Genomic DNA, 15,770 nt, shown 5'->3' on the forward strand with positions numbered 1-15,770 from the left:
AGCTTTCCAGTGGCTGGTGATGAGATGGAGTTCAAGAAAAAGAGCAAGACAAAAGAATTGTTGGAGACGATTGACACTTGCAGCTTGCTTGAGCTGGAAGGCATTCCGCTTTTTCCAAGCCTTGACGACAACATCGAAGTGCTGGAAAAGCTTTTTTCCGACTGCTCGGACTTTGTCATACGGGAGTTCCGGCAAAGGAACAGCGAGCGCGCGGCAGCGATCTTTGTTGACGGACTGATTGACACCAAAGAAGTGAACCAGGCGCTGCAATCTCTGATGGTGCTCGAAGACGGGGATGAGGATATTCGCGTTATCGAGGAACGGCTACTGCCTGTTTCACAAATTGACAGGGTCAGCGACTACAAAGAGCTTTTGCAGGCGGTACTGTCTGGAGATACAGGAATTTTGGTCGATGGAAATGTGGAAGCGCTCACGCTCGGCATCCGCGGGGCAGAAAAGCGATCGGTCAACGAGCCGGAGGGGGAAGCGGTCGTCCGTGGACCTCGCGAGGGCTTTATTGAAAACATCCGCACAAATACGTCGATGCTTCGCCGCAAGTTGCGCACGCCCAGATTGAAAATGAAATCGTTGGTAGTGGGCCGCGAGACAAACACGAACATCGTGGTGGCTTTTTTGGAAGGAATCGCAGACCCGCAAGTCGTGGATGAAGTTTCCCGGCGAATCAGCAATATCGACATAGATGCGGTTTTGGAGAGTGGCTATATCGAGGAGCTGATCCAGGACAACGTGTACTCGCCTTTTCCGCAGCTGATGTACTCGGAGCGGCCGGATACGGTAGCGGCTTCGCTGCTGGAGGGACGGGTCGCGATTTTTGTGGACGGCACGCCGATGGTCTTGCTCGCCCCGGCTACGTTCTGGATGATGCTGCAAGCGAGCGAGGATTACTTCGAGCGCTTCCAGATGACGACGCTGCTTCGCTGGCTGCGCTATTTGTTTATGGTGATTGCGCTCGTGACTCCTGCCTTGTACGTGGCGATTACGACCTACCACCAGCAAATGCTGCCGACCACGCTCTTGCTTAGCGTAGCCGCTGCGCGCGAAGCGATTCCTTTTCCGGCGATTGTCGAGGCGCTCATCATGGAGATCGCTTTCGAAGCATTGCGCGAAGCGGGGATTCGCCTCCCGAAAACGGTCGGGCAGGCCGTGAGTATTTTGGGCGCGCTGGTAGTTGGGCAAGCTGCCGTACAGGCGGGGATTGTTTCGGCGCCGATGGTGATTGTCGTTTCGCTTACGGGGATCGCGTCTTTTACGATTCCGCATTTCAATGTAGCGATTTCGCTGCGCATGCTTCGGTTTCCGCTGATGATCGCAGCCTCGATTCTCGGCATCTACGGGATTTTGGTGGGTGTCTTGCTGATTTTGGGTCATATGGCCAACCTGCGTTCGTTTGGAGTGCCTTATTTGTCTCCGCTTGCGCCTATGTCGATTGGAGACATGAAAGACGTCCTGGTACGAGTGCCCTGGTCATTCATGGAAAAACGCCCCAGCTTTCTAGGAATCCAAAATGCGCGAAAGATGAACGCGGGTTTTTCCAATAAAGTCCAGCAAAGAGGAGGGCAGGCAGGGACTACGAGCGGCGGGAAATCTGACGGGGAGGGAAAAGCGTGAGACGTCTTACTCCGATAGTCGTGTTGCTTTTATGCCTCTTGCCTGTGGCAGGCTGCTGGGATCGGCGTGAAGTCAACGACATGGCACTCGTGATTGCGATGGCTATGGACAAGGAGCCAAACGGGCAATACCGCTTGTCCGTCCAGGTGCCGCTTGTCAGCAGTCTCGGCTCGACGTCGGGGGGAGGCGGCGGGACGAGCGGTGACAAGTCTTACTATGTTGATTCCGCTGTGGGCAAGACGATCCGGGAAGCGAACAATATTATTCAGTCGCGGATGTCGCGTCAACTGTACTACTCCCACCATCGCATGATTGTCATCGGAGAACAGCTCGCCAAGGAGGGAATGAGCGACGTATTGGATATCGTAGCGCGATTTCCCGAGAATCGTTTAACGGCCTATTTGGTCATGACCAAAGGAAAAGGGATTGAGCTGTTGAACGCCCAGCCGCAGTTTGAGCGCTTTTCGGGAGAGGCGATGCGTGAACTGGTCAAGATGGAGGCGATTGCCGTATCGCTCAAGGATGTAGCCCAGATGCTGACGACACCGGGGGTCGATGCCTTTCTGCCCATCATTGATGCTGTTGATTCTCATCCGAAGGGCAAGTCAAAAGAAGTGGAGTTTATGGGGATTGGCTTGTTTCGCGGGGACAAGCTTGTTTATATGGCAAAATCTCAGGCGATCAAAGGTCTTCGCTGGTTCCAGCGAACGTTCACCCCTTTTTCGGTGGTCGTTTCCCTGAATGACAAAGAGCGGCTGACGGTCTACTTTTCCAAAGGGAAAGCGGACTTGAAGCCTGTCATTAAAAAAGGGCGCATTCATTACGATATTACGGTTTTTGCGACGAGTGTCGTGGTTGAAAACATGACGAGTCTTGATCTGGATCAGAAAAAAAATATTGCCTTAATCGAGAACAAGCTCAAAAAAGAAGTCGAGGTCAGCGTCAAGGACACGCTGAATTTGATGCAAAAGTATCGGACGGACACGATCGGACTCGGGATCATTTTAGCCAGACAGTTCCCGAAAGAATGGCGGGATACGTATCGAAAAAACTGGAATGATCACCTGCCGGACATAACGTTCCAAATTCACAGCAAAGTCGTCGTGCAAGACGTTGGGCAAACGACCAAAAACATAACGAAGGAAGAAGGCGGACGTGAATAGACTATTCCTGCTTTTGTTTGGGCTGATGCTAGTTTTTTCCTTTTGGGATTTTATACTGAAGCGCAAGCATATGGAGAGAAAACAGCAAATCGTCATCTACTCCATCTACGCGCTTTCCGTCATCGGGATATACGCTGTGCAATATCAGCACGACAAAATGCTCTCGACCGGATTTTTTCTGAACATCTTCACGCCTCAGGTGAAAACATGGATCGAACATATGTTGTAGAGGAGGGAGAGTATGATACATAAGCAAGTCGTCAATCACCGGCAAATTGCCTGGTTGGTCGGCAGTTTGTTGATGACAGGGATGATGATCAGCTTTTTGCGGACAGTCGTGCAGGTCGCCAAAATGGATGCATGGTTCTCGCAAATTCTCCCAGCCTGCTACGCTTTGTTGGTAGCGTATGTCTTGTCGGAGCTGGTGCGCGCCTACCCCGGCAAAAATTTGTTTGAGATAGTGTTCATCATCTGCGGCAAATGGATCGGTGGTTTCATCAATCTGTTGATCCTCTTTTACATTTGGATCATTCTCGCTCTCGATATAAAAGGCGCCGCGGACTTTTTGCACGTCTCCCTGCTGCCGCAGACGCCTTTGGAAATCATTCTGCTCGTGTTCGTTTTGCTGTTGATGTATTACGGCAAGACGAGTCTGGAGGTGGCAGCGCGGGTAAACGAGATTTACTTTCCCGCCTACTTTATCATGTGCCTGATGCTGTACTTTCTTTTAATGAACGAGTACAGCATCGAGCGGCTGGAACCGATCCTCAGTACGACTTTCGAACGGATTGCAGTGAGCAATCTGCTCCCGCTCGGCGTCTATGGGGATATATTGCTATTCGGGGCGTTCTTGCACGCCAGCAGCGAGCCAAGGCTTCTGTTTGCGGCGATGAAGCACGGGATCATGATTGTGTGCTTCACGACGACGATCATGATCTTGATTTTGCTTGGAGTGATGGGATACGTCATCGCGAGCAGGCTTAATTTTCCGATCTATATTCTCGTCCAGCAAATTCATCTGACCGATTTTCTTGACCGGGTGGAAATGATTTTGTTCAGCCTGTGGTTCCCGGCGTTCAGCATTAAAGTAATCGTCGCGTATTTGGCTTTTCTCGTAGGGGTTGGATCGTTTGGCGGACAGCTGCATTACAATACGTACAATGCGCCGTGCGGCTGTTTTCTGGTTGTGTCAACCTTGCTTGCTTTTCCGAAGGTCGCTGATATCGACCAGTTTATCAGCTACAGCTTTCCTTTTATCGTCATCTTGTTTCAGGTGCCGCTGCTTCTGTTTTTGTTTATCGTCGCCCGCAGGAAAAAGCGGGAGGAAGGCCAGACCTTGATCCCCAGAGGAACGAAGCTGCATCGGTTTTACCGCATGATGGTGTGGGGAGGAGCGATCAGCTTCGCAGGCTGTATTTTGACGATCTTGCTTGGAGACATGCTCAGCGACAAATCTCCCGCAGCCGGAATTGCCACCGCGATCGCCTACATTATTTTCATGGTCATTGCGCTCCTTGCCAGTTACGGAGAAATGCAGGCCCTTAATCACGGGAAACAAAGGCTGGGCCGTCCCAAACAACAAGGAAACTTTCGGCAGTAGCAGGCGGGGAGTCGGCGATCAATTGATTTGCTTCCACGTACAGTCAGCCAAACTGCCATCGACAAACGCCTGAATACTCGGCTGGCGCATCGTCAATCCGGAGGTCCATTCCATGAACTGGACTTTGGCGATCAGCTCCGGTTTCAGCCAGAGAGTGTCTTTTTTTCGTTCCGGTTGATTGGCAAAAGGCATGCTGTCTAGGCGCAGCGGTTTGATTCGTTCGGTCAGGTCGCGCCAATCGCGCTGGGTCAGCTTCCCGGTGCCTGCATGACCGATGTACACAAGTCTTCCGGCGTCGTCAAACAAGCCAAGCAGGACGGCATTCACGACGCCATCGCGCAGCGTGACACCGCCGATTGCGGCATACAGATCGTGAAAAATCTTGAGTTTTTGCCAACGCGCATCTTTTCCGCTCGGGAGGTAGGTGCTCGTCAAGTCTTTGCAGACGATTCCTTCCATGTGATGCTGCTTCATCACATCGTACAAGCTGTGCGGGTCACTGACATTTTGTACGATCTGCACATTTGGCTCGGGAAGCATGATCTGCGCTAGAATCTCTTGTCTCTCGCCGAGCGGTTTGTCGGTTACCCAGTTGCCATTCCAATACAGGACGTCAAACACCATGTAGGTGACGGGAGTTTGCTCGATGGCGAGCTGGATGCTCAGTTCCTTGCGCAGGCTGTCTCTTTTCATGATTTCGTGGAAAGACGGTTTTTGGCTGTCAAAAGCGATCATCTCTCCGTCGAGAATGACAGATGAGGCGGAACAGTAGCGTTCGAGCCGGGCAAATTCGGGGTATTGCCTCGTGCGATCATTCTTTTTGCGATTGATGAGCTGTGTCTTGTTGCCGTCGTGATAGGTGAGCATTCTGACCCCGTCCCACTTCACCTGGGCAATCCAGTTGCTTCCGGCTGGTATCGTTTCGGTTTGGATCGGTTCAAAAGGGGTGATCGGTTCAAGTGGCATAGGGCCTCCGTAATTGCTTTGCTTGAAGTTCCGCTGGAGCGGTCGCTCGTATTCGTACAGTCCCACGATTGTTTGCGGTCTATGCAAAGAGTCTTGAACAGCAGTTGTGATCGAATTTTACGAAACTTCTTAGTTGATTAAGTATTGAATATAAGGTATACTAGAGAAAATTTCATATGAATCGACATTCATATGAAGAGAGCATGAACAAGTATGGATGGGCTATATCCGCCGGATGGCTTGAAACCTCCTAATCATGGTACGTCCACCACAGTGCGTAAGGGGAGAGTCGTTCTTTGGATATAGCCCTTTTTTTCATTGATCTAGAAATAGACTGTAGTTTATAATTACTATGGTAATGATTTTGAGGAACAGCCTGGACTTGCTTGCTGGAAGCTGGCGAGCCGCATGTTTACGGAAAGAAGGAATTGACTTGCCATTTCTTCGGTTTAAAGGTTTTGAAAAAGCAAAGCTGCAATCGGTTGCGCCCCTTATTATAGAAGAGTTTGCCCGCATCGCTGAAGTGAGCGAGGAAAAAGTCAAGCTGGAGCTTCTGCTGGTCGAGCAGTTGACGAACAGCCCGTTGTCTCTGGAAATCATGATGTTCCCGCGAGAGCAGAACAAGCACGATGAGATTGCCAGCACGATGAATCGCATCTTGCAGAAGCAAGGCTTCGAGAACGTCCATCTCTTTTTTATCCTGCTGTCGCCTGAGCTGTACTATAAGGAAGGGTTGCCGCTACAGGTCAAGGCTTCCCGCTGAATCCGGCAGGCAAAAAAGGTCGAAATCCCATGACGAGGGATTCCGACCTTTTTTATGTCATACGCGCTCTAATAATAGAGGCTTTCTGTTTGCAAGCATTTGGAGCAGGTGCGCGCCAGCGATGTTTCGACGAACTCGTGCGCGCATTCTTTTTGCAAATGGAACAGTTGGCGTCTCAGACTTTCCAAATCCACCTCCAGGCGAGCGATTTCAGCGCGCAAACGCAAGGCTTCATTCAATGGCTTGCCACCTCCAGGCGTTTATTGGTACAACTGGCTTCCTTGCTCGCGGAACTCGCGGGCTTTTTCCTGCATGCCTGCCGCGATGGCCGCAGGCTCGTTTTGTTCCTGCTCCTGCGCTTGCTGACGGATGTCGTGCGAGATTTTCATGCTGCAAAATTTCGGGCCGCACATCGAGCAAAAGTGCGCAGACTTGGCTGCTTCCGCAGGCAGTGTCTCATCGTGATATTCGCGGGCGCGCTCAGGATCGAGAGACAGGTTGAATTGATCGTTCCAGCGAAATTCGAAGCGGGCTTTGGACAGCGCGTCGTCACGCTGTTTGGCTCGCGGATGTCCTTTGGCTAGGTCGGCTGCATGAGCGGCGATTTTGTAGGCGATCAGGCCGTTGCGCACATCTTCCTTGTTCGGCAGTCCCAGGTGCTCTTTGGGCGTCACGTAGCAGAGCATTGCTGTCCCGAACCAGCCGATCATCGCTGCGCCAATCGCAGAGGTGATGTGGTCGTAACCGGGAGCGATATCAGTGGTCAATGGCCCGAGCGTGTAAAAAGGAGCTTCGTGGCACATCTCCAGTTGTTTGTCCATGTTCTCGCGAATCAGGTGCATCGGAACGTGACCAGGCCCTTCAATCATCACCTGCACGTCGTGCTTCCAGGCGATTTTCGTCAGCTCCCCGAGTGTTTCCAGCTCGGCAAACTGCGCTTCGTCATTGGCATCCGCAATCGAGCCGGGGCGCAGACCGTCTCCAAGCGAGACGCTGATGTCGTACGCTTTGAGAATGTGGCAAATTTCTTCAAAGTGGGTGTACAAAAAGTTTTCTTCATGGTGGGCGAGACACCAAGCCGCCAAAATGGAGCCGCCACGCGAGACGATCCCGGTAACGCGTTTTGCCGTCAAAGGAATGTAGCGCAGCAGAACGCCAGCGTGGATGGTGAAGTAATCGACTCCTTGTTCCGCCTGTTCGATCAATGTATCCCGATACACTTCCCAAGTCAGGTCTTCCGCTTTGCCATTGACTTTTTCCAGCGCCTGGTAAATCGGCACGGTACCGATTGGCACGGGGCTGTTGCGGATGATCCATTCACGGGTCGTATGAATGTGCTTTCCGGTCGACAAATCCATGATCGTATCGGCGCCCCAGCGCACGGACCAAATCATTTTCTCCACTTCCTCTTCCATCGAGGAGCTTACGGCCGACGTGCCGATATTGGCGTTGACTTTGACGTGAAAATTCCGCCCGATAATCATCGGCTCCGCTTCCGGATGATTGATGTTGGCCGGAATAATCGCGCGCCCGGCAGCTACTTCGGCTCTGACAAATTCGGGGGTCACTCCTTCGCGAATCGCGATGTATTCCATCTCTGGCGTAATGATCTGCTGGCGGGCGTAGTGAAGCTGGGTGACATTTTTTCCTGGCAAAGCGCGTTTGGGCCGATAGCCTTCGCGCGGAAAAGCTGGCATCGTCACCGCTTTTTCGCTGCTTCTGATTCCGTCGTCAACAAGTTGTGGCTCCCGGCCGACATAGCTTTCCGTATCGCCGCGTTCCTCGATCCACGCTTTGCGCACTAGCGGCAAGCCTTTTTCGATGTCCGCGACATATCCGTCAGCGGTGTATTCGCCGCTCGTGTCGTAGACGCGCAAAGGCGGATTGGGGGTAGAGCCGAACAACCCTTCGCTTGCTTGAAGGGTGATTTCGCGCATCGGCACGCGGATGTCAGGGCGACTGCCGACCTCGTATACTTTGCGGCTACCGGGAAAAGATGAAATGGATGACATGAAAAAACCTCCTTGGCGTGGTTGCACGAAGCGCGAACCTTGTAGGGAGGCGAAAGAGGCCCGTCGCGAAAAAACGCCGCATGGGAGCATGCGACGCCAGACGCGAGAGTAGAGAAGCAACGGGTATTTTGCAAAAAGATACACGTCACTTGTCGTGTCATATGGACATTCCTCCGCTGGCATTACCCAGTTCAGGTTCAACGGTCGATGGCACAGTACCATCCTCTCAGCCTGGTGATTTCCAAGCTCCCGTGCTTGTTTGTGGTTGTGATTGCAAGATTAGGATACCGGAGAACGCCCATCGTTGGCAAGAAAAAGTTTCCAACAAAAATTGCCACAGGGCAACACATTTTCCCCCCCTCTATACTCATGAATCGGACTAAAACTGTTTCTGTAGACCCACACGAATCGCGTCTGTTACGATGTAATTCGATCAAAAAGAAACTGCTTTATGACGCTTCGTTCTTGTCTTTTGAGCGAACGGAGTGATTGAGATTTTTGAGGTGATGGAGTGTGGATGTATATTCGGATCTGAAGCAAGGGGAACGGGGCGCGTGGGTCAGTATTATTGCCTATATCTTTTGCTCGGCGTTAAAAATAGGAGTTGCTGTGCTGACGGGATCGGAAGCGTTGATGGCAGATGGCTTGAACAACTCGACAGACGTGGTGGCATCGATTGCGGTCCTGATCGGCCTGCGCATTGCCCGCAAGCCGCCTGACCACGATCACCCGTACGGCCATTTTCGCGCGGAGACGATTTCGGCCTTGGTCGCGTCATTCATCATGCTGTTTGTCGGCTTGCAAGTCGTGACGGAAGCGGTTCCTTCGCTGTTTGATCAAAAAACGACGGCACCGGATTTGCTCGCAGGCTGGACGGCATTGGCGACAGCGGCGATCATGCTGGGCGTGTACCGCTACAACCGTCAGCTCGCTTTGCGAACAAACAGCCAGGCGTTGCTGGCTGCGGCCGCTGACAATCGCTCGGACGCCTTCGTCAGCATCGGGACGTTTGTGGGCGTTGCGGGGGCGCAGTTCCAGCTTTACTGGCTTGACCCGCTGGCTGCGTTGGTAGTCGGAGTCATCATCCTGAAAACAGCGTGGGATATTTTCCGGGAAGCGACCCATCGCTTGACTGACGGCTTTGACGTAGAAGAGTTGGGGGAACTGAAAGAGACGATCTCGTCCATCGCCGGAGTAAAAGATATTAGCGATATTAAAGCGCGTTACCACGGCAGCAGCGTGCTGGTTGACGTCGTGATCCATGTGGAGCCGCACCTTAATGTGGTAGAAAGCCACACCATCACCGAACACATCGAAGAACGCATGAGACGTGTGCACAAAATCAATACCGTTCATATTCATATCGAGCCAGAGCAGCAACTGGTCGAAAAATAAGCAAAAAACCTGTCCGTATCGGGCAGGTTTTTTTGCATGGCGTTACACGGGAGTCGCTTTTTTGCGACGCAGCTTTTTGGTTGTGGTCATCGCCTCGCTTTGCGCTGGCATTTGCTTGGGAGCTGCTGCGGTCGGCTCTGCGGGAGTTGCGCGCTTGCGGCTAGGCTTCGGTTTCGCCGCTGCTGGCGTAGGCTCAGGCTCGATTTTTACCGGATTAGGCGAAGTGCCTGCGGTAGAAGCGAGACTTTCCTTCAACGCTTGCATCAGGTCGATGACATTCGTCCGGGCGACGGTCGGTGCCGTGGCAATCTCCTGGCCTTCCAGCTTTTTCTCGATCATTTTTTGCAGCTCGCTGCGGTATTCGTCCGTATATTTGGCTGGATCGAAAGGAACGGTCATATTGCCGATCAGCTCGGTTGCCATTTTCAGCTCGTTTTCCGCCAAGGGGATGGTCGCCTCTGGCAAGGCAGGCACTTGATTGACAGGCCGCACTTCGTCGGGATAAAAAATCGTTTCCAGCATCATGCAATGCTCATACAGCCGAATGACGGCGAGACTTTGCCGATTGCGCATCGTCACCTGGGCAATCGCGATTTTTCCGGTTTGGCCCATCGCGGCGCGAAGCAGGGCGTACGCTTTTTCCCCTGTGTCCTGAGGAGACAGAAAGTAGCTTTTGTCAAAGTAAACCGGATCGATCTCCGACAAGTCCACAAAATCGAGAATCTCAATAGCTCGGCGGGTTTCGGGGGTGATCGCCTCCAGGTCCTCGTCGTTGATCATGACGAAGTGGCCTTTTTCATACTCGTAGCCGCGAACGATCTCGCTGGCGTCCACTTCCCGCTGACAATGCGGGCACATTTTCGTGTATTTGATGGGGGTGTTGCATTCCTTGTGCAGCTGGCGGAAGCGAATATCCCGTTCTTCTGTCGCCGTAAACATGCGAACCGGGATGTTGACCAGGCCGAAGCTGATTGATCCTTTCCAGACGGTGTGCATACGATTCCTCCCGATTCGGTAGTGGCATAAGGCTGGGGCTGGATGCTGCTACGAGGTAAGTGATGAGATGGGTGCGGCCGTTTTGCTTATTGTTTGTAGGCAGCCAGACGAAGCCGCGAGGGAAATGCAGGCGGGAAACATTGACACAGACGAGCTTGCTTTCCATTCCATGAAAAAACCAGCCGATCGCATGGGACGGCTGGTTGCGTTCTTTTTGCCCGATTTTACTGCCCGTGTTTGACGATGTCGGACTGGTCCGCCCGCGATTGCATTTCGCGTGCCGCTTCGCTGCCAATGCCTGTACGATCCGCGATGGACTGGGCTTTGGCTGCTTTCAGCTTTTGCTCGGACGGTTGTTTTGCTGCCATGTCAATTCCCCCTTTTGGAACATGTGCAAGTAGTATGCGCATGCCGGGAACAAAAAAATACCCCCTCGTCAAATGACGATGGGGCAGCTGTTCAACTCCTCCCGCGAAGGGAGCGATGGCACGGAATGCTCCTATCAGACACGCCGCGCGCCTAAGTGAACTGCCTTTCAATTATGGGAGAGGAGAAACCGGAGGAAGAGCTTATGGGGAAACGTAAGTCTTCTCCGCGGTTGTCAGCGACACCGTTGCGTCGCTATCCATCATGTTTTCCAAACTTTGCGTCTCGTATACCTGAAGCCGGCATAAATTTTCCAGTTGCCAATTTTACGGGGGTAGGCAGTTGTGATAGTATGATATCAGCCTGAAGGCAGAACGGCCTTGGTACAGGCGGCATTTATCTTCTACAAACTTCTTTGAACAGGTGAACAATTATGCGCGTCATCGCAGGAGAACACAGAGGTAGAAAACTTGCGGCCGTCCCTGGAAGCGGAACGCGTCCGACGACCGACAAAGTGAAAGAATCGATTTTCAACATGATCGGCCCGTACTTTGATGGGGGCTGGGCATTGGATTTGTATGCCGGCACAGGCAGCTTGGGCATTGAGGCGTTAAGCAGGGGAGCGGACAAAGCTGTCTTCGTCGAGCGCGATGCCAAAGCGTTTTCTGTCGTCAAGCAAAATGTCAGCGCCTGCCGCCTTGATGCATACGCAGAAATGTACCGCATGGATGCGGATCGAGCCATCCGGCAATTGGCAAAGCGGGAGCAGCCGTTTGATCTCGTTTTTTTGGACCCGCCGTATGCGAAGCAAAACATCGTGGAAGAAATCACTCAGCTACAACAGCTTGGTCTGCTCGCAGCAGGTGCCTGGATCGTCGCCGAACACGACAGCAAGGACTCGTTTCCCGCTGCCATCGGCGATTGCGTCAAAGATCGCGAGGCTACGTACGGCGAGACAGCGGTCACTTTGTACTATTACGAGCCGCAGCAAGAAGCGTAGGAACGCCTCGCTTTTTGCGGTCGCATTCCATTTCATGAAAAACGTCGAGACGTTTTTCACAGAAAAAAGGGGGAGGCAACATGGCGATTGCCGTTTGCTCGGGAAGCTTTGATCCGGTTACATATGGACACCTCGACATTATCAGTCGGGGGGCAAAAGTGTTTGACAAAGTCATCGTGGCAGTTCTGATCAACTCCAAAAAAAATTCCCTGTTCAGCGTAGAGGAGCGCGTCGAGATGCTTCGTCAGGCGACAGCGGACATGAGCAATGTGGAGATCGACTCTTTTGACGGCTTGCTGATCGATTACATGAACAAGCGCGGAGCCAAAGTGATCATTCGCGGTCTTCGCGCTGTGTCCGACTTCGAGTACGAAATGCAGGTTGCTTCCATCAACAAAAAGCTCGACGATCAGATCGAGACCTTTTTCATGATGACCAACAATCAGTATTCGTATCTCAGCTCCAGCATCGTAAAAGAAGTGGCAAGGTACAAGGCGAGTGTCGCCGATCTGGTGCCGCCAGCGATTGAAGAAGCGCTCAAGCGCAAATTGGCCAGCGAGTAACCGAGTTTACCTCGGCTTGCTGCTGCGAAAGTAACGGGTGAGCAAGCTGATGCCGAAAAGCAGAACAGCCACCCCTGCCGCGAGCGTGCCAGAAAAAGCGATCGTCTCCCACCAGCTTGTGACGGGGATTCCGGAAGTGGTCGGCACGAAGACGGGAACGCTTTTTTCCAAAAACCAGTTGCTCGCTTTGACCAGCGGCTGCCAGAAAACAAAGGTCAAAATGGCCGCCAATAAAGCGTGGAGAGCACGCGCAATCAAATAAGGCGCTACCCGGATGTCTGTTTCGCTTAGAATGCTGGCGACTTGCGCATGGACGCTCAGTCCGCCCCAGGACAGTATGGCGCTGGCGATCGCAGCTTTCCAGACCATGGACACGGCATCGGGAACGACACTGGCTGCCTGCGCGCCCAACGTGACTTCGAACAGCCCGGCGACGATGGCTTTGGAAAAGGCGGGAGGAAAGCCAAAGGGACCGAGGAAAATAGCGAGAAACGTACTGATCAATTGGGTCAGGTGAATCGCTTGAAACAACTGAATCAACACAGAGAACACGATGATAAAGCCACCGATCATGAGCAAGGTGTTGAGCGCTGACTGCACGGCATCCCCCATGAGTTTGCCAAACGGCCGACCGTCGCGGATTCGCGCCCGGTGCATGGCTTGCAGCGCGCGGAGCGGGAGGGGCAAATTCGTTTTTTCCAAAGGCTTGGTTATGGCAGCAAACGGCGCGTGGAAACGGTAAATCAGCCCCATGATGACTGCCGACAAATAGTGGGTCAAGGCGAGGACGACTCCCATTTGCTCGCTGTGGAAAAAGCCGATTGCCACTGCGCCCATGACAAACAGCGGATCTCCCGTCGTCGTAAAAGATACGAGCCGTTCCCCTTCCGCTTTGGAGATATTGCCCTGCTGGCGCAAGCGGGTAGTCAGCTTGGCTGCCACCGGATATCCCGATGAAAAGCCCATGGCGAGCACAAATCCGCCTGTTCCCGGAACATTGAACAAAGGGCGCATCATCGGTTCCAACAGCACGCCAACAAAGTGAACGACTCCGAGTCCCATCAATATTTCCGAGAGGACGATAAACGGGAGCGTGGACGGGAATACGACCTCCCACCAGATTTTGAGTCCACGGACGGCGGCTTCAAAAGAAATTTGCGAGTAAATGACAAGGGTCAAGACGAGCCCGACTGTCGAGAGGGCAAGCAACAAGGTGAAAAACGGTGAGTGGCGTGACATGGAATCCTCCTGTGTCGACGAAAAGATCATAGTACATGTCTACGTGACAGGCTGATGATCTATGCGTGAGGCTTGTATCTTTCAAGTGTGAAAGGAACAGGGAATGGTCACATAGGCTGTTTACAGGGGGTGTTTGCATGACGGCGAAGCGAAAGCCAACCGTGGGGGTAGCGCTAGGCTCAGGCGGGGCCCGCGGTTTTGCGCATATTGGTGTCTTGAAAGCATTGGAGGCGCAAGGAATCGAGATCGACATGCTTGCGGGCAGCAGTATGGGGAGTTTGATTGCGGCGGTGTATGCAAACGGAATCGAGCCGCACATGATGGCGAAGCTCGCGCTCAATCTGAAGCGCAAGCACTGGCTTGATCTGACCGTACCGAGCATGGGGTTTGTCGCGGGAGAGAAAATCAAGCAGTTGATCAAGCTGCTCACTCACGGGAAGCGGATGGAAGAACTGGGCAAGCCTTTGGCGATTGTGGCGACTGACATCGAATCCGGCGAACGGGTTGTATTCCGCGATGGGCCGATTGATCAGGCAGTCAGGGCGAGCATTTCCATTCCAGGCATATTTGTCCCGGAAAAGGTTGGCGGGCGTCTGCTGGTCGATGGCGGTGTCATTGACCGCGTGCCTGTGACGGTGCTGAAAGACATGGGAGCGGATATCGTCATTGCAGTCGATGTGGCCCAGGTCGATACGCCAATGAAGGTGAACAGCATCTTCGACGTCATTGCCCAGACGATTGATGTGATGGAACGGGAAATTCTCCGCCACAGGATCATTGCTGCGGATATCGTAATCCGCCCGGATGTTGGACATTATAGCAGTATTGCCTACTCTGGCGTGGAGGAAATCATCGAACTCGGGGAACGCGAGGGTGCAGCACAAGCAGAGCGCATCCAGCAACTGATTGCGAACTGGGAGGAAAACGGATGAACGAGGACCAACTTTATAGACAAACGCGCAGATCGCGAGGAGCCAGAGGCTTTAGCTGGGTTTTGGCCTTGATTGTGATTGTGGCTGGACTGTCTTTTTTTATCCCGACCAATTACTATGTGACAAGGCCAGGCTCGGCTATCGCGCTAGGCCCGATGATCGACGTAGAAGGCGGCAAAAAGGACGAAACAGGCGCGTTCATGCTTACGACTGTGCGCATGGGTGAGGCGAATCTCGCTTGGTACGTCTACGCGAACATGTCGCCTGATGCCGAGCTGATGCCGAAAGAGCTGGTGGTCAGCAAAGGGGAGGACAACGAAGACTTCGTCCGCCGCGAGCAAGCCGTGATGGACAATTCGCAAAAGATCGCCGAAGCGGTCGCTTTTCGCCTGGCTGGCTACGATGTCAAGATCGAAAAAGAAGGCGTCTGGGTCATGGGCACAATCGAAGGACTTCCCGCCAAAAAAGTGCTGAAAATCGGCGACGTCATCACCGCCGTCGATGGAGTGCGCACCGCCGAAGCCAAAGATTTGCTGCAAGCTCTCGCCAGCAAAAAGGCAGGCGATCAGGTCGAGATTACATATACAAGAGATGGACAAGAAGGGAAAACGATGGTAACCTTGGAACCACTGCCAGAGTCGAAGTCCGTCGGCATCGGGGTGCGTCCGGACAACAAGCAAGAGATCGTGATTCCGAAAAAAGTAACGATCGCGTCGCAAGGGATCGGTGGACCATCTGCCGGGCTGATGATGACGCTGGAGATTTTGGATCAGCTCGATGTGGCGAAAGATTTGACAAAAGGCTATAAAATCGCCGGTACAGGCACGATTTCACTGGATGGGACAGTCGGCCGGATCGGCGGGATCAACCACAAGGTCATCGCGGCTGACAAAGCAGGGGCGGAAATTTTCTTTGCACCCGAGGATACGCTTGATGCAACCTCCAATTATCAGGAAGCGCTGGCTACCGCAAAACGGATTGGAACTTCCATGCAGATCGTTCCCATCAAGACAGTAAAGGATGCGATTGCGTATCTGGATGGACAAAAACCGAAATCTTCCTGAGCAAACAAGCTGTCAAGGAAAAATGGTTGACAAAGCTTTTTGCACGGGCTATAATCATCCTTGTTGTGCATGAGGTGAAGTG

The 15,770-nt window shown here is 52.8% G+C and carries 16 protein-coding genes and 1 riboswitch; of the genes, 10 read left to right on the forward strand and 6 right to left on the reverse strand.

The window, feature by feature from the left end:
- Positions 1 to 24: 24 nt before the first annotated feature.
- The 4 genes from EDM60_RS17630 to EDM60_RS17645 are packed head-to-tail and all read left to right on the forward strand — an operon-like array spanning position 25 to position 4,392.
- The gene (locus EDM60_RS17630; protein WP_122965144.1) at positions 25 to 1,629 is read left to right on the forward strand and encodes a spore germination protein; all 1,605 of its coding nucleotides are present in this window, start codon (positions 25 to 27) and stop codon (positions 1,627 to 1,629) included.
- Positions 1,626 to 2,792: a Ger(x)C family spore germination protein gene (locus EDM60_RS17635; RefSeq protein ID WP_122965145.1), complete on the forward strand. Its 1,167-nt coding sequence runs from the start codon at positions 1,626 to 1,628 to the stop codon at positions 2,790 to 2,792. The genes EDM60_RS17630 and EDM60_RS17635 overlap by 4 nt, the downstream gene beginning before the upstream one ends.
- Entirely contained in the window at positions 2,785 to 3,021 is a 237-nt protein-coding gene (locus EDM60_RS17640) for a hypothetical protein (protein WP_122965146.1), read from the forward strand. Before EDM60_RS17635 ends, EDM60_RS17640 begins: the two co-directional genes overlap by 8 nt.
- 12 nt (positions 3,022 to 3,033) lie before the next feature.
- Positions 3,034 to 4,392 (forward strand): GerAB/ArcD/ProY family transporter, encoded by a 1,359-nt coding sequence (locus EDM60_RS17645; protein ID WP_122965147.1) that lies wholly within the window; start codon positions 3,034 to 3,036, stop codon positions 4,390 to 4,392.
- 18 nt (positions 4,393 to 4,410) lie between these two features.
- On the opposite strand, the gene EDM60_RS17650 is transcribed toward EDM60_RS17645, so the two are convergent.
- Positions 4,411 to 5,358: an ATP-dependent DNA ligase gene (locus tag EDM60_RS17650; RefSeq protein ID WP_122965148.1), complete on the reverse strand. Its 948-nt coding sequence runs from the start codon at positions 5,356 to 5,358 to the stop codon at positions 4,411 to 4,413.
- 433 nt (positions 5,359 to 5,791) lie between these two features.
- On the opposite strand from EDM60_RS17650, the gene EDM60_RS17655 reads away from it, so the two are divergent.
- Positions 5,792 to 6,121, forward strand: a complete 330-nt coding sequence (locus EDM60_RS17655) for a DUF1904 family protein (protein ID WP_122965149.1) — start codon at positions 5,792 to 5,794, stop codon at positions 6,119 to 6,121.
- Positions 6,122 to 6,189: 68 nt separating this feature from the next.
- Here the strand turns inward: EDM60_RS17655 and EDM60_RS28725 are convergent, their stop codons facing one another.
- On the reverse strand, positions 6,190 to 6,360 hold the full coding sequence (locus tag EDM60_RS28725; RefSeq protein ID WP_167470327.1) for a hypothetical protein: 171 nt from the start codon (positions 6,358 to 6,360) through the stop codon (positions 6,190 to 6,192).
- A gap of 21 nt (positions 6,361 to 6,381) precedes the next feature.
- Positions 6,382 to 8,133, reverse strand: coding sequence for a phosphomethylpyrimidine synthase ThiC (gene thiC, locus EDM60_RS17660; RefSeq protein WP_122965150.1), 1,752 nt, complete (start codon positions 8,131 to 8,133; stop codon positions 6,382 to 6,384).
- A 151-nt stretch (positions 8,134 to 8,284) separates the two neighbouring features.
- Positions 8,285 to 8,396, reverse strand: a riboswitch (TPP riboswitch).
- Positions 8,397 to 8,646: 250 nt separating this feature from the next.
- Here thiC and EDM60_RS17665 point away from each other — a divergent pair.
- Positions 8,647 to 9,528 (forward strand): cation diffusion facilitator family transporter, encoded by an 882-nt coding sequence (locus tag EDM60_RS17665; protein ID WP_122965151.1) that lies wholly within the window; start codon positions 8,647 to 8,649, stop codon positions 9,526 to 9,528.
- 42 nt (positions 9,529 to 9,570) lie between these two features.
- Here EDM60_RS17665 and ku read toward each other — a convergent pair whose 3' ends face one another.
- Both ku and EDM60_RS28730 read right to left on the reverse strand, forming a co-directional pair.
- A complete protein-coding gene (ku, locus tag EDM60_RS17670; RefSeq protein WP_122965152.1) occupies positions 9,571 to 10,524 on the reverse strand; it encodes a non-homologous end joining protein Ku in 954 nt (317 codons plus the stop codon).
- Between the two features lie 224 nt (positions 10,525 to 10,748).
- Positions 10,749 to 10,892 carry a hypothetical protein gene (locus EDM60_RS28730; RefSeq protein WP_167470328.1) on the reverse strand — a complete coding sequence of 48 codons (144 nt, stop codon included), beginning with the start codon at positions 10,890 to 10,892 and terminating at the stop codon, positions 10,749 to 10,751.
- Positions 10,893 to 11,323: 431 nt separating this feature from the next.
- On the opposite strand from EDM60_RS28730, the gene rsmD reads away from it, so the two are divergent.
- Both rsmD and coaD read left to right on the forward strand, forming a co-directional pair.
- The gene (gene rsmD, locus EDM60_RS17680) at positions 11,324 to 11,890 is read left to right on the forward strand and encodes a 16S rRNA (guanine(966)-N(2))-methyltransferase RsmD (RefSeq protein WP_122965154.1); all 567 of its coding nucleotides are present in this window, start codon (positions 11,324 to 11,326) and stop codon (positions 11,888 to 11,890) included.
- 80 nt (positions 11,891 to 11,970) lie between these two features.
- Positions 11,971 to 12,453, forward strand: a complete 483-nt coding sequence (gene coaD, locus EDM60_RS17685) for a pantetheine-phosphate adenylyltransferase (RefSeq protein ID WP_063227686.1) — start codon at positions 11,971 to 11,973, stop codon at positions 12,451 to 12,453.
- Between the two features lie 6 nt (positions 12,454 to 12,459).
- On the opposite strand, the gene ylbJ is transcribed toward coaD, so the two are convergent.
- Positions 12,460 to 13,692 carry a sporulation integral membrane protein YlbJ gene (gene ylbJ / locus EDM60_RS17690; protein WP_122965155.1) on the reverse strand — a complete coding sequence of 411 codons (1,233 nt, stop codon included), beginning with the start codon at positions 13,690 to 13,692 and terminating at the stop codon, positions 12,460 to 12,462.
- Positions 13,693 to 13,829: 137 nt separating this feature from the next.
- On the opposite strand from ylbJ, the gene EDM60_RS17695 reads away from it, so the two are divergent.
- The gene (locus tag EDM60_RS17695) at positions 13,830 to 14,624 is read left to right on the forward strand and encodes a patatin-like phospholipase family protein (RefSeq protein WP_122965156.1); all 795 of its coding nucleotides are present in this window, start codon (positions 13,830 to 13,832) and stop codon (positions 14,622 to 14,624) included.
- Entirely contained in the window at positions 14,621 to 15,688 is a 1,068-nt protein-coding gene (locus EDM60_RS17700; RefSeq protein WP_122965157.1) for a SepM family pheromone-processing serine protease, read from the forward strand. Before EDM60_RS17695 ends, EDM60_RS17700 begins: the two co-directional genes overlap by 4 nt.
- Positions 15,689 to 15,770: the final 82 nt, after the last annotated feature.

Source organism: Brevibacillus parabrevis, from assembly GCF_003710905.1.
Lineage (GTDB): Bacteria > Bacillota > Bacilli > Brevibacillales > Brevibacillaceae > Brevibacillus > Brevibacillus parabrevis.